Origin of the sequence: Rheinheimera sp., assembly GCF_036568245.1 — a bacterium.
In the GTDB taxonomy this organism is placed as follows: domain Bacteria; phylum Pseudomonadota; class Gammaproteobacteria; order Enterobacterales; family Alteromonadaceae; genus Alishewanella.
In genome coordinates, this window is the sequence record NZ_DATCSY010000029.1 from 1 (window position 1) to 12894 (window position 12894).

At 45.5% G+C, this 12894-nt stretch carries 15 protein-coding genes and 1 pseudogene; 9 read left to right on the forward strand and 7 right to left on the reverse strand.

Features of this window, described 5'->3' with window-relative positions; translation table 11 throughout:
- The first annotated feature begins 136 nt into the window (after positions 1–136).
- From VIN66_RS01250 to VIN66_RS01265, 4 genes are all read left to right on the forward strand, one after another.
- Entirely contained in the window at positions 137–1600 is a 1464-nt protein-coding gene (locus VIN66_RS01250; protein WP_331922301.1) for an MFS transporter, read from the forward strand.
- Positions 1601–1732: 132 nt separating this feature from the next.
- A complete protein-coding gene (locus tag VIN66_RS01255) occupies positions 1733–2695 on the forward strand; it encodes a hypothetical protein (protein ID WP_331922302.1) in 963 nt (320 codons plus the stop codon).
- A 30-nt stretch (positions 2696–2725) separates the two neighbouring features.
- Positions 2726–3730, forward strand: coding sequence for a WYL domain-containing protein (locus tag VIN66_RS01260; protein ID WP_331922303.1), 1005 nt, complete (start codon positions 2726–2728; stop codon positions 3728–3730).
- Positions 3731–3786: 56 nt separating this feature from the next.
- Positions 3787–4800 carry a hypothetical protein gene (locus VIN66_RS01265; RefSeq protein ID WP_331922304.1) on the forward strand — a complete coding sequence of 338 codons (1014 nt, stop codon included), beginning with the start codon at positions 3787–3789 and terminating at the stop codon, positions 4798–4800.
- 104 nt (positions 4801–4904) lie between these two features.
- Here the strand turns inward: VIN66_RS01265 and VIN66_RS01270 are convergent, their stop codons facing one another.
- The gene (locus VIN66_RS01270) at positions 4905–5507 is read right to left on the reverse strand and encodes a hypothetical protein (protein ID WP_331922305.1); all 603 of its coding nucleotides are present in this window, start codon (positions 5505–5507) and stop codon (positions 4905–4907) included.
- A 164-nt stretch (positions 5508–5671) separates the two neighbouring features.
- On the opposite strand from VIN66_RS01270, the gene VIN66_RS01275 reads away from it, so the two are divergent.
- Complete coding sequence (locus tag VIN66_RS01275; protein ID WP_331922306.1) at positions 5672–6457, forward strand: PP2C family protein-serine/threonine phosphatase; 786 nt, start codon at positions 5672–5674, stop codon at positions 6455–6457.
- Positions 6458–6471: 14 nt separating this feature from the next.
- Positions 6472–7167, forward strand: a complete 696-nt coding sequence (locus VIN66_RS01280) for a hypothetical protein (protein ID WP_331922307.1) — start codon at positions 6472–6474, stop codon at positions 7165–7167.
- Between the two features lie 8 nt (positions 7168–7175).
- Here the strand turns inward: VIN66_RS01280 and VIN66_RS01285 are convergent, their stop codons facing one another.
- Genes VIN66_RS01285 through VIN66_RS01300 form a run of 4 tightly spaced genes read right to left on the reverse strand, consistent with a single transcriptional unit; the run spans position 7176 to position 9422 of the window.
- Positions 7176–7742 (reverse strand): hypothetical protein, encoded by a 567-nt coding sequence (locus tag VIN66_RS01285; protein ID WP_331922308.1) that lies wholly within the window; start codon positions 7740–7742, stop codon positions 7176–7178.
- A 36-nt stretch (positions 7743–7778) separates the two neighbouring features.
- A complete protein-coding gene (locus tag VIN66_RS01290) occupies positions 7779–8315 on the reverse strand; it encodes a hypothetical protein (protein WP_331922309.1) in 537 nt (178 codons plus the stop codon).
- Positions 8308–8769: a hypothetical protein gene (locus tag VIN66_RS01295; RefSeq protein WP_331922310.1), complete on the reverse strand. Its 462-nt coding sequence runs from the start codon at positions 8767–8769 to the stop codon at positions 8308–8310. Before VIN66_RS01295 ends, VIN66_RS01290 begins: the two co-directional genes overlap by 8 nt.
- Positions 8769–9422, reverse strand: a complete 654-nt coding sequence (locus VIN66_RS01300; protein ID WP_331922311.1) for an SIR2 family NAD-dependent protein deacylase — start codon at positions 9420–9422, stop codon at positions 8769–8771. Before VIN66_RS01300 ends, VIN66_RS01295 begins: the two co-directional genes overlap by 1 nt.
- 229 nt (positions 9423–9651) lie before the next feature.
- On the opposite strand from VIN66_RS01300, the gene VIN66_RS01305 reads away from it, so the two are divergent.
- From VIN66_RS01305 to VIN66_RS01315, 3 genes and pseudogenes are all read left to right on the forward strand, one after another.
- Positions 9652–10977 (forward strand): DUF4172 domain-containing protein, encoded by a 1326-nt coding sequence (locus VIN66_RS01305; RefSeq protein WP_331922312.1) that lies wholly within the window; start codon positions 9652–9654, stop codon positions 10975–10977.
- A gap of 214 nt (positions 10978–11191) precedes the next feature.
- Positions 11192–11353: pseudogene (locus tag VIN66_RS01310) on the forward strand (ATP-binding protein); the annotation flags it as partial.
- 151 nt (positions 11354–11504) lie between these two features.
- Entirely contained in the window at positions 11505–12101 is a 597-nt protein-coding gene (locus tag VIN66_RS01315) for a hypothetical protein (protein WP_331922313.1), read from the forward strand.
- Between the two features lie 57 nt (positions 12102–12158).
- Here VIN66_RS01315 and VIN66_RS01320 read toward each other — a convergent pair whose 3' ends face one another.
- The gene (locus VIN66_RS01320; protein ID WP_331922314.1) at positions 12159–12503 is read right to left on the reverse strand and encodes a hypothetical protein; all 345 of its coding nucleotides are present in this window, start codon (positions 12501–12503) and stop codon (positions 12159–12161) included.
- Positions 12504–12643: 140 nt separating this feature from the next.
- Positions 12644–12894 (reverse strand): hypothetical protein (locus VIN66_RS01325; RefSeq protein WP_331922315.1); only part of this gene is annotated, 251 nt, incomplete at its 5' end.

Below are 12894 nucleotides of genomic sequence, written 5' to 3' on the forward strand. Positions count from 1 at the left end.
CGAAGGTAATAACGCCAAAACTGTGCAACAACAAGATGAATACGTATGCACAATTTTGCGCAAATCGGCCTGCTTCGTGTAGCTTAGACCGATCTGTTGCGCTTACACAGAATAATAAAATCCACCGGGGAGCGGTATGAAACAACCTAAGTTATCTTTCTGGCAGATCTGGAACCTCAGCTTCGGCTTTTTAGGGGTACAGATCGGCTTTGCACTACAAAATGGCAACGTCAGCCGTATTCTATCTGATCTTGGTGCCGACTTATCGTCACTGTCGCTATTCTGGCTGGCCGCTCCCGTGATGGGCTTGCTGGTGCAGCCTATTGTTGGCGCGGCATCTGACCGCACCTGGAACAAACTGGGCCGGCGTTTACCCTTTATGCTGGGAGGCGCGCTGGTTGCGGCGGCAGCCATGGTGTTGCTGCCAAACTCGTCAATGATGGTGGCCTTTATCCCGCCGATGCTGTTTGGCCTGATGATCTTCGCGATAAAAGATGCCGCCTTTAACGTAACCTTTCAGCCGTTTCGCTCTCTGGTGTCCGACATGGTGCCGCCAGAGCAGCGTAATCTCGGTTACTCGGTGCAAACGCTGCTGATTAACATTGGCGCGGTGTTTGGCTCTATTCTGCCGTTTGTATTAACCAACGTGGTCGGGCTTGAGAACGCTTCAAAAGCCGGTGAAGTTGCGCCTTCTGTTATCTGGGCGTTTTATATAGGTGCAACTGTGTTATTAGGTTCAGTGCTGTGGACAGTATTTCGCACCAAAGAATATGCGCCTGAGCAGTATTTCGCTTATAAAGGCCTGGATGCTAAAGCACATGAACTGGCCGTTCAGGCGCAAAAATCGCGTTCACTGGGCGAAAAGCTGGCTGATTTCTGGCAAACGATGCTCGGCATGCCAAAAATTATGAAACAACTGGCACTGGTGCAGTTTTTCTCCTGGTTTGCGCTGTTTATTATGTGGACTTACTTTCCTGCAGCCATTGCGCAAAGCAGTTGGGGTGTAGGCGTAGAGTGGTTTGACGGTAGTTATATCGCACAAATGGGCGGCGTACCGGCACACATTGCTGCCGCTAAAGGCGCTGCCGGTGACTGGGTCGGTATTTTGTACGCTGGTTACTCGTTATTCGCGGTGCTGTTCTCCTTGATGATGGCGAAATTAGCTAACCTGTTTGGCCGTAAGTTTGTCTACTCTATGGCGCTGCTGGCCGGTGGCGCAGGGTACTTAAGCTTTGTACTGTTTACCGACCCGACGATGACCAGCGTTGATTTGCTGATCACTCAGGTAGAAGTACCACAAGGCGCTCTGGGCCTGATGTGGCCAATGATTGGTATCGGTATTGCCTGGGCTGCCATACTGGCAATGCCTTACGCTATTTTGGCCGGTGCTTTGCCACCTGAAAAGACCGGCGTGTATATGGGTATTTTTAACTTTACTATCGCTGCACCACAGATCATTTCCGGCCTGATCGCCGGCTGGATCTTAGGTTCTGTGTTTGAAAATCAGGCAGTGTATATCGTGATGTTGGCCGGCGCTGCCATGGTGGCTGGTGCATTGGCGGTATGGTTGGTGAATGATAAAGACACCACGGCAGAATAATTTTTAGAAAACCACGCAAAGGCGCCATTTGGCGCTTTTGTTATTTTAGTTATACAGTTTTACGATCATAGCGGCTGCGTCTTATATTGTCGCAGAGTTAGCTAAGCTAACGCCTTCATAAGTGGAGGTGTTATGTCAGCAGCGTCAATTATTATTCTTGGTGTTGGCGGCCGTGGTTGCTCGGCGCTACAGCATTTGCAGCAACAAGGTTTACCAGACAATATCCATCGTATTGCGGTAAGCACTGACAAACGTGCACTAAATTCGGTGCATTGTGATAGCAGGATCCTCTTGGGAGAGGCGATTGCCAATGGCAAAAGCTGTGGTGGTAATGCCGAGCTGGCGGCAGCAGCCGTTCGTGAAACAGAGCCTGCCCTGCGTCATGCTTTTAGCAGCGCTGATGTGCTCATTATGCTTACAGGTTTAGGTGGCGGAAATGGCAGCGGTGCGGCGACAGAGCTGGCTAAGCTGGCAGCAGAGCTTAAAGTGCCTGTGCTGGTATTCGCCACTTTGCCATTTAACTTTGAAGGTCAGCGCCGGGCGCAGCTCGCCGTGAACAGTATTCAAATACTGCAGCAATGTGGCGCGGCTGTCGTCGCTATGCCTAACGATCAGCTCCAGAGTGCTGTGGGTGCTTCTGCCAGGCTGGAGTTAGCACTGGATGCCAGTAATACATTTTTACTTGGCATTTTGCAGCAGTTAACGGCAATGTTGTCAGACACCGGCCTGATCAACATGGATTTCAATGATTTTCTCAGTGTAATCAAACAACCGGGCTTAGCTTTAGCAGGTGCTGTTGAAGCAGCAATGGAGTCCGAGTTACCGGCGGCATTGCAACAGTTATTGCTAAATCCGTTGTTACAGCGGCAGCAATTATCGCAAGCCAGTGCAGCGTTGTTACATATTGTCGCCAGTGAGAGCTTCAGCCTGCAGCAATTTGAAGCACTTGGCCTGCAACTGGCGGCAGAGTTTCCCAATGTATCTTTGTTACTACAAGGCTTAACTTTGTTGCCGGATCAGGCCAGCAAGCCAAAGCTATTGCTGCTTGCCAGTGGCATAGATACCGATTGTCGCGCGAAACTGCATTGTGTATAACAGCTGCATTGGCGTAAAACAGGAACAATTATGACCGCCGTATCTAGCCAGAATACTATTGCCCGCCAGTGGCAACTGTTAAAGCTTATCCCGACACGCCCTCCGGGGGTAGAGGCTAAGGTATTAACTCAGCAGTTGCAGGATGCTGGTTTTAAGGTGTCTAAGCGCACAGTTGAGCGTGACTTGCAGGAGCTGTCATTGTTGTTTCCATTGCAATGTAACGAAAAAAGCAAACCCTATGGTTGGTACTGGATGCGGGATGCCAGCCTGGATATTCCTGGTATATCACTGGCCGAAGCATTAAGCCTGACTCTGGTTGAAACGCAAATGCGCCAATTGTTGCCAGCGCCTTTGCTCAGCAGCCTGAGCTCACGTTTTGGTCAGGCGAAAAACACATTGCTTGCGTTGGAAGCCAGCGTTGCCGGTGCCCGGTGGCCTGACAAAGTAGCAAGTGTTTCGGCAGATATGCACTTGCAACCGCCGAAAATAGACGCCGGGCTGCTGCAAAAAGTGCAACAAGCCTTACTGGAAGATAAACAAATTAACGTCAGTTACCACGCTTTACACCAGAGTACAGTTAAACACTACCGGTTAAACCCGCTTGGGCTGGTGCAGCGCGGCCAGGTAAGTTACTTAATCGCTTCAGCCGAGCCTTACTCCGATCCACTGCGTTTTGCCATTCACCGCTTTCAGAAAGTGGACATAACCGAATCCTCAGCAGTGATACCTGCTGAGTTTAACCTGCAGAGTTATTTAGCCAGCGGTGCGATGGAATTTAGCGAAGGCGACACCATCAAGCTGGAGTTTATCGCCAAGCCGGTGTTAGCCAACCTGCTACTGGAAACGCCGTTATCAGCGGATATGACCTGCGTTAAATCAGAGAACGGTGACTATCACATCAGTGCCACCGTGCATAAAGGCTGGCAGCTTAATTTATGGCTGATGTCGCAAAGCGACTATTTGACGGTGTTGGCACCTCATGATGTAAGAAAGAATATTAAACAGCAGTTAACCGAAGCGTTGGCGAAGTATTAGTAAGCGTCAAAGTAAGAATAGTTTTTCAAAATTTATTCAAATGCTTAGGAGTTTTAATGTTATACAAGCTGGAACAAGACAACGACAAAATATCAGGTATTGAGCCTGTTGAGTTTAAAGATTTGTCGTCATTCGGAAAATTGGAGAAAGACTTAGAAAATCTTATAGCTGACAATATTTTAGATTTGTTATTTGAAGATGCTAAGTTGATGCCGGTATTTCAGGAGAGGTCATATCAGGCTGAAGCAGATATTTATGCGTTGAATGAAAAGGGGGAGCTAGTCATTTTTGAGTTAAAGCGCAGCTCGGCGGACTATAGCGCAGTTCAGCAAGCACTGAGATATGCTGAGAATGCAGGGCAGTGGTCATATCAAAAGCTTGAAAGTAAATTCAGACAATATATTAAAGACGAAACCAAATCTCTGGTTGATGCTCACAAAGAGGCGTTTGAACTCGAGCACAAACTCGAACCAAAAGAATTTAATCAAAAGCAACATCTGATAATTATTGGCAGCGCAGCTGATGAGTCGTTGATTTCTTCAGTGGATTACTGGCGAAAAAACGGGCTGTCTATAGAGTTTCTGCCATATCGAATTTACGAGTTAGCAGGTGAAAAATACTTTGAGTTTTTTGCACCTCCATATGATAAGCATAAAAACCCGGCAGATGTTAAAGGTGTATTATTCGATACAAACCGTACCTACGATGAAAATGGTATCTGGCATATGCTGGAAAATAAGCGGCTCGAAGCTTATGGGGATGCTAAACGTTTTGCCAGTCATGTGCATGAGGGCGATATTGTCTTTTTCTCACATAAATGGTGTGGCGTAGTAGCCGCAGCTAAAGTAAAAAGTAAGGTATACAAGCCTGACAGCGATACCTGGTATCGTGACGTTGAGTTTTTAACCCCCGTACCATCCAGGCAAGACAATCTGGCCTATATGCCGTTCGCCAAAGTTAGTGAATTTTTGGGCAAAAGCTTTTTTTGGGCCAGAACCATTAAAGTGCCTTACCTGACCAAGGCAGAGGCATTGCTGCTAGTGGAAGAGTTGAAAACTTACTTAAAATAACACTTTATCGATGAAATCGTGTCGGCTGCTTTTTTGTGAAAGTGGCCGCTCTACACTTGTTTCTCTATTAACCGGTGGAGATTATATTTTTATTTTTCAGTTTGTTAGCGTTTTTTTGTGAACTCGGCAACAATAGCATTAATGTTTGATTTAACCGACGATAAATCCCTCTGAATTTTTTCAGAGTTGCCATTGTAAAAATAAGCACTCGTAATGTAATCAATACCAAGTTCATGACAATATTGCTTTACGGTTTGCTGGGCAATTTGTGAAGCTGTAGAGTTATCAACACCGTGCTGAATAACCAGCGCATACCTTTTCGCCAAAGCACAATTAAATAGGTTTGAAATGTGTTGCCGGATTTCTTCAGCTGTAAGTTGTGCTCTTAACTGCACTTTATTTACAACGTCGTTTTTAATAGCTTTGGGGTAAGCATTGGCAAAGAGAATAGGCGAGGCATTATTCTCAAGACAGTATCCTTTAAACTGTGAAATCAGTGTGTTGTCGCCAATAAATTGTTTAGCAATTTGTGTGTACGCAGTGACAAAAACACCACCGCGTTGCTTAGAAAATTCTGCTGTATTCAAGTGTCCAATACTGTTATCCAGTTCCAGATCCTGATTAGGTTCGCGTCCTATAGTAAGAATAAGAGGGTAAGAGTGTTGCTCAGTATCACCTAACAGATAGATCATTGGGTGCTTAGTCATAATTGTTTTCTTAGTTCCTGAATTAGAGTGCCAAATCATACCAGCAATAAAAGTTCGATGTTATTCCACTGGCTAAAACAGGTCGCTATTGTAATGCCCACCTGCGACACGATATGACGCATTAACGGTTTATGCTAGTTGTTGGTCATGATAGGAGTCGGTTAATGCCTTACCAGCTGGCGATATTACAACTAAGTGGTTTTAACGCGACAAGCGCTAAATGGTCGCAGCAAGATGCAATTGGCTATGTCGCTAATGGTGTTACGGCAACGCTGCTGCAACAAGATGACTTACTCAATGTGTTGGATCTGCCATCGCCAGATGTGTTGCTGCTGGTTGCTGATGGCGTGTCGGCCAGCCCGGCAGCAGCTTCAGCAAGCAATACCGTTGTTAAGTATTTACTGCAGCATTGGACTGGTGCAGGTTTTTCCAGCAAGCAGCTTCGGCTGGCGCAGCAATATCTGACAGATAGGCTTGGCAGAAAACGGCAGAGTTTTGGCGCTGCAACCACCATAGCAGCATTGCAAGTAACTAAAGATCGTTTTGTTGCCATTAATGCCGGTGACAGCCGGATTTGGCGGCTTCGCAATGGGCAATTGCAGCAGTTAAGCGAAGATCATGACTGGCAAAATGATAGCGCAGAGCTGAAGCAACAAACCGGCCTGGCGCAGTGCTACCGGGCGTTAACCAGTTATCTGGCTGCTGATAGCGAAGCGGCTGATTTTACTGTGTCAGTAACCGATGGCGCGCTGCAAGCGGGCGATCAATTTGTGCTCACCACAGACGGTGTGCATGACCTGGTTACAACAGAAGAGTTAGCTAAGATGTTGGCAGTAGCCGACAGCGCCACAGCGCTGCAGCGATTGCAAAAACTGTTATTACAGCGAGGCGCAACGGACAACGCCAGCTTGTTGTGGCTGCTTCCTATGCCTGACAGCGGTGATTGCTAATGTGCGGCTATTGCATGGAAGCTAATATCGTAATTGGCCGTTTATGGTGTGATGGTAAGCTTGCAACTGCAATGGAGTCTGACGATGTAGCCGATTGGGTGTTGCAACAACGGTTGTTGGAGCTAACGGATATCAATGAATTAGGTGTGGCTAACTTTAAGCGGGCGCAGTTATTGTATCCTGAACTGCTAAATTTACGTCTGCAGCAGGCTAAACCCAATTCGCTGACGCTGGAAGATATTCTTTCCGATAGTTTAGAAGCTGCCAGCTATTTTGATACTGAAAATCATCATGTTGCTGAACTTGAAGATAGCGCGCATTACACTTTGCAGCAGGCGTTTTATCGTCATTTCAATCGCTTCTGGCTGGCGCTGCACCAGCTAATACTATTACAACCTGAACACAAAATATTGGTAGATATTGCTGTTGCTGCCCCTACTTTTTGCCCGGATTTGCCAGCTTATGAACTGGCGCTGCAGCGCCAATCACTATGCCATTGTGTCGAGCATTACGGTATTGAGTTTGTCGCGGCTCATTTGCATCAGCTGCGGCCAGAGCTGATTGCCTATCTGGCAGACCGGCTGCTTTATCAGGTGGATGAGTTGCAGTATTTGTTGCAACTGATGTTGCAGTGGCAAGGCGATGAAATGCTGGCATCGCGGCAGGATGTTATCGATTATTTAGGTAATAAACTGGCGGCGCTTAATTAGCCGGTTTTTTACTGCAGGCTAATATACAACAGCTGTTTATCAAGATCGGCAGCCACTTCAAACCATGCACCGTGTTGGCTGAATTTGTCTTTATAGTAGAAATCGATTAACTCAGGCGACCATAAATACACGGACAGTAGCAACATACTGTTGTCAAAATCTGCCTGTGAAATGCGGTAGTGATTATTCCACGCCTGCCTGCTGCTAAAGCGGCCAAGGTAGACCTTAACCTGCTGTCGTAGCGCCTCGTTTAATGCGTCAATTTGCCGGATAACCTGCGCTGCACAGCAAATCATGGCATCAAGCTGCTGGCTGTGATCTACAGTAAGCGCTAAATCTATCTCGTATCCAAGCGCTACAACTTTGCCATTGTATCTACTGTACTCAGGCTCATACTCCAGCACCCCAAGCAGGGGGTGCACAATACGCTGCGGCAGTAAATAATGCAGTTGGCCAAGTTGCGGGTGCTCAATCACGCCGGGTAACGGTAAGCTGCAGTGATCAGCCGCATTCAGCGTAGGTGTTAGCAGCAAGTCAGCAATGGTTTTATCTAATGGTAGCGACGGATTGGACACTGTAATCTCCCAAACGGTAATGGCAAAAATCTGGTTTTAGCGGCTAATAACTGCTGATGGCTGCCAAAGTGGCAGAATATGGACGTGACAATCATCTTCTATGCTGCTTCGCTGCGCTAAACGGGCGACATTCCAGTTGGCCAGGCTCGTTTGAGCTCCGAAAAACAGAATACAATCCGCAGATAATAAATCAGTTTCACACCAACTGATAAAGCTGTGCAGTACATGATCGTGCCAAAGCGACAGATACTGTGGGTAGTAACGGCGTTCCTCGCATAGCTGGCAGTAATATCCCTGCGTATTGTTGGCAGCTATAAGATCACTTTCATAAAGAAAATCAATTTGGCCGGCCCAATTTGCCGTGACAGTAATATTGCCATTAACGGATAGCCAAACCTTTACAGCTGGTGATAGCCCCGGAATAGTTAGCGGTAATCCTCGCTTTTTAACATGACGAAACTTAACACTGCGCGGCGGCGCTTTAACTGGCTGCAGCCAGGCCGGTAACCTGCTGCTAGTGTAAATTTCAGCTTTAAGCTGTTGCCAGAGAACAGTATTTTTCAGTTTAACCATGTGCAGTTTCGTCTCTGGCTTTAAATGTGGCGTGGTTATTTCGCGGTGGCTCTGAAGGTTGGTACGGCGTTAGCTTGTTGGCAAGCTGATGCAGGCTTTGCGGGTAGCTTAATTGTAACGGAGCATACAAACACAGGCTGGGCTTCAACTGATATCCCACAGTGCCAATTCTTAGCAGATCCAGTAAACCCAAACTGCCGGGGTTGTCAGCGTTTCGGTAAGTTATGACTTCTTTTAGCAAGTAGTGCAGCAGCACGCTGTGTGGTGGCAGTGCCACGGCATACTGCAGTATTTGTTGCTCTAGCCGCAATAGCTTAGTGTTTAACAGCGCAAAGCCTGCTTTTTGTGCCGCGGTTAGCTCTGCTGAGGTTGGCTTAACCGATAGCCGAGATACCAAATTGGGTACGATGACGTCGTGTTGCAAAACCGGGATAGTTGCAAGATGTAATGCCATTAGCTGACCTCGTTTAAGCTTTTATCCACCAGTGCCGATTTCAGCCAGCTGTTGACGAGTTGACGACAATACGACAGCAAGGACGCTGCAGGCTCGACTTCCAGAGAGCTGCCAACCACCAGTACTTTGCCAGCGTCACGCAGATGCTCCCCAGCTTTAGTCAAAAATGGCACCTGCTCGCCGAACCACACCACATTTGGTCGCCATTGTTTTGGCTGCCATGGCATGCCGTCTGGGGCCGTGCTGCCAGCTGTGAACACCTGATCATTAACGGGATAGACAGCATAAGGCGTGTGTGTCTGGCGCAACTCGTTAAGCTTGCCGTGCAGATGGATCACTTGTGAAGAGCCAGCTCGTTCATGTAAATCGTCCACGTTTTGAGTCACAACCACGACGTCATAACGTTGTTCAAGCTCTGCAATAGCCAAATGAGCCGCATTAGGTTTTGCCTGATGCGCACGCAGCCTTCGCTCCTGGTAGAACTGATGCACCAGCTCAGGATTTTTGGCAAAGCCTGTCGGGCTGGCAAGTTGCAACACGTCATATTGTTGCCACAGGCCAAGGCTGTCACGAAAGGTAGGTAAACCACTGGCCTGACTTAGGCCAGCGCCGCTGAATACAACAACTTTGTTTGGGTTAGGTGCGTCTTTCATTCTGGTTCCTTGCCTTTGCAATTTACCTGACAAAAGTAACAGTACGCTGCGTCAGTTTATGACGCAGTTAAGTAGCCGAATAGTGTTGAGCTTACAACACCTGCTAAAGCCGCTTTTGCGCGGCTTCAAAGCCTAATGCAAACTTAACAATGGTCTGGTTTAAAAGTCATGGATTATTAAATCAAATTTATGTATTATATGATTTATAAATGCTGAGGTTATAAATCACATGTATCACTGGGAAAGTAAAGACTGGCCAAATTTTGAGTTTGACATATCGCTTGTCGCCAAAAGTATTGATGAGTATTCAAAAAAAGCATACAGCATAGAAGGCGCGTTATCGCAGCTGTCATCCGCCGATCATGATGCTGCTTTCATTCATTTACTGGTTGAGGAAGCGTTAAGCACGAGTGCCATAGAAGGTGAAAAGTTAAACCGCGAAGAAGTACGCTCTTCTATTGCAAAATTTTTAGGTTTGCAAGAGTCTGGACACGGCGGTCACTTTCCCAAAGAAAAAGGCATCGCCGCTATGCTTATTGATGTGCGCAAGAGCATTAACACCGAAATGTCTAAAGAACTACTTTGCCACTGGCATTCATTGCTACTGCATGGGAGTGAGGATTATTACGTTCACCCAATTATTAAAGGCGACTATAGAAACTCGTTGATTGACGTTGTCAGAGCGGATTTGTACGGTGAAATTGAAATAGTTTATAAAGCTCCCGGAGCAAACCGGGACGACGTTCAATCGCAGATGGATGCTTTTATTCAGTGGTATAACAGCACTCATCATACTGGCCCAATCAAGTCAGCAATAGCACATTTGTGGTTTGTTGCTATTCACCCATTTCAAGACGGTAATGGCCGTATTGGTAGAGCTATTGCCGAGCACGCTCTTTTTCAAGATTTTACCCGGTCACCTTTATTTAGTATGTCTACTGTCATCAATGCAAATAGAAGTGATTACTATCGCCAGCTTAGAAATACCAATGGCACTTTGCACATAAATGATTGGGTTGTGTGGTTTGTTGAGTTAGTAAAAGTTTCGCAAGTTAAATCCTTGGAGTCTGTTGAGTTCGTATTGCAGAAAACCAAATTCTGGGCGGTTTATGGTGATGTGAAGCTTAATAGCAGGCAACAGAAAGTAATGCAGAAAATATTCTCTGTTGGCGCTGATGGTTTTGTTCGTGATGGTATGACAAATGAGAAATACCGAGCCATTACGGGCGCACCGATTGCAACAGCCACGAGGGATCTAAAATCATTGGTTGATCATGGTTTACTCTATACGTCGGGTGAAGGGAAACGAGGGCTTCGGTACTTTGTTAACTTCGCTAAAGACAAAGCGCTGTTTGAACCTAACGAAAGCAAGGTAATGATTGACGATGCTGCACTGAAAAACGTACTGAAGAAAATTGCGCGTAATATTGAATATTTCAGAGGGAAAAAAAATCCCGGCTTAACAGCATTACTCGATGAATACTCAGTATTAGCTCAAGGCGATGAGGAGGCACAAATCAAACTAAACAACGTTCTGCACAGCAAACTTGAATGAAAAGGCACTTCTTACGCAAAGTGCGTAACATTCTGGTTCCTCGCGTTTTAAATTTACTGGTAAACGAAACAGCATGTTGCGTCAGCTTAGGTTGTGCTGACAGGATTTATAGAATTTTTACCGGCGTTTTTGCTTGCGTTTCTACCGGCAAGTAAGCCAGAGGCGGTTGCCATTTACTTAAGATCAACGTTTGCGATAAACGGCACAGCGCAACGATCTAATGGAGATCATGGAGGATAGGCATCAGCTAACGTCAACAATTACGGTAAGCCAGTTGCCAACGGAGGAATTGTATCAGGCAATTAGCGATAACACGCTTGCAGATGCCATCCTGGACGGGTTAATGCACAACACCAACAGACTAAAATTCCAGTGAGAATCGATGTGAAAAGTCACATCAGAGTTGACTGAAAATGAACACCTAGGTTAAAAGAGAACTGAGCTCAATACGGGAAATACCGGGTGTTCATATTCACCAGAATCAGTGTTCACATAAATCAGAATACGCACAGAGAAGCTGAATAACTATGAAATCATCAAAAAATAATCGATTGAAAGCTTTAGAACAGGCAATAAAAGATGCCCATGATTACGCTTTAGAACATTGTGATTTGCCGCTCAATAACATGCCGGAATACTTTCTTGGCGTTGCTATTGGCAAACATATGGTTAAAGAATTTGAAAATTTTAACGTGCGTTTTGAGATGAGTGTGCAGCAGCTACTCGAGTATGCTGAAATTGAAGTAAGTGGTGATATAGCCAATCGTGAAAATGGCAGATTTGATTTGGTTTTGATGACAAAACGTTATCAAAAGCCGGCGCATGTCGTTGAAATTAAAAAAGGTATTAAAGTAGAAAGTATGTTTGCTGATATTCTACGCCTTGCAAATTTATGTCGATTTTCCAATCTTGGATCTAGATTAGAGACAAATTATTTTGTGACGATTACAGCCAAAAGTGAAAAAGTAATTGACGAGCGCGTTGCCCAGCTTCAAGCAATGATGAATGAAAATAGCAGCTTAACCAGTGTTAGTATTAGTTCTCCAAAAAAAGTTCTTTTAGATAGTTCAGAAGATAAACAAATTATTGCAGCAATCTATGAAGTAACTTATCAACATGATTGATATTGTTATCTTGAGACGTGCTAATTTTATAATCTAACAATGCTGTTAAAGAATAATTCAATTAGTTGTTACAGCACCTGCTAATGGTCGCCTTTGCGCGGCTCGATAAATTTGAGCTTCCCTCGCGCTGTAGTTTGGCTGCAGCGCAGTTTTGACCCACTGACAGATCAGGTCTTTTTTTGCTTGTATAGATTCATAGTTTGGCTCTACCCAATCGTTATGCCGAAGTGCTGAAGTCTCAACAGTGCAAGTTGTAACAATAATTTTGTCTTCACTTTTGTCGTCTTTCGCTGGAATCATATAGCCCCAAAGTAGGCCATAAGTTTCCAGTTGTGAATTGCCCTTGCCTTTTCTGTGTGCCTTATGCTCAAAATCGTAGGCTTCTATTGCAGATGTAATCAAAATAGGTAAAGCATTGTCTTAAATGATAATTTTCACTTTGTCATTCCTTTTGCAACAATAACTAAGATTGAAAAGTATATGGATAGTATTGGCTTGCTAAGAGCTCTACCCCAGAGGTTTAAATTTAGCTGTTACCATTATTAGGTAAATTTATGGCTGCTATTAGCACAATCACCCTCAAACCCAAATTCCACCGCTAAGCTCAGCATGGTTAATGCGTCGATGCAGTCTTGTCGAGGCATAAAGTAGTGTTGTCCAACAAATTCATCGTCCAGTTTTATTTGTAGAGCTGTTATCTCAGCAGGCTCAAGGCGGCAGCGGGCGGCGAGGTAGAAGATATGCTGCAGCTCTAACTGATCTAAGTGCTGCCAAAACCAGTCTTTGCCAAACT

Bases quoted from the DNA above. Each gene is read 5' to 3' on its own strand.
- VIN66_RS01250 (WP_331922301.1), top strand. From the start codon at position 137: ATGAAACAACCTAAGTTATCTTTCTGGCAGATCTGGAACCTCAGCTTC.
- VIN66_RS01255 (WP_331922302.1), top strand. From the start codon at position 1,733: ATGTCAGCAGCGTCAATTATTATTCTTGGTGTTGGCGGCCGTGGTTGC.
- VIN66_RS01260 (WP_331922303.1), top strand. From the start codon at position 2,726: ATGACCGCCGTATCTAGCCAGAATACTATTGCCCGCCAGTGGCAACTG.
- VIN66_RS01265 (WP_331922304.1), top strand. From the start codon at position 3,787: ATGTTATACAAGCTGGAACAAGACAACGACAAAATATCAGGTATTGAG.
- VIN66_RS01270 (WP_331922305.1), bottom strand. From the start codon at position 5,507: ATGACTAAGCACCCAATGATCTATCTGTTAGGTGATACTGAGCAACAC.
- VIN66_RS01275 (WP_331922306.1), top strand. From the start codon at position 5,672: ATGCCTTACCAGCTGGCGATATTACAACTAAGTGGTTTTAACGCGACA.
- VIN66_RS01280 (WP_331922307.1), top strand. From the start codon at position 6,472: ATGGAAGCTAATATCGTAATTGGCCGTTTATGGTGTGATGGTAAGCTT.
- VIN66_RS01290 (WP_331922309.1), bottom strand. From the start codon at position 8,315: ATGGTTAAACTGAAAAATACTGTTCTCTGGCAACAGCTTAAAGCTGAA.
- VIN66_RS01295 (WP_331922310.1), bottom strand. From the start codon at position 8,769: ATGGCATTACATCTTGCAACTATCCCGGTTTTGCAACACGACGTCATC.
- VIN66_RS01300 (WP_331922311.1), bottom strand. From the start codon at position 9,422: ATGAAAGACGCACCTAACCCAAACAAAGTTGTTGTATTCAGCGGCGCT.
- VIN66_RS01305 (WP_331922312.1), top strand. From the start codon at position 9,652: ATGTATCACTGGGAAAGTAAAGACTGGCCAAATTTTGAGTTTGACATA.
- VIN66_RS01315 (WP_331922313.1), top strand. From the start codon at position 11,505: ATGAAATCATCAAAAAATAATCGATTGAAAGCTTTAGAACAGGCAATA.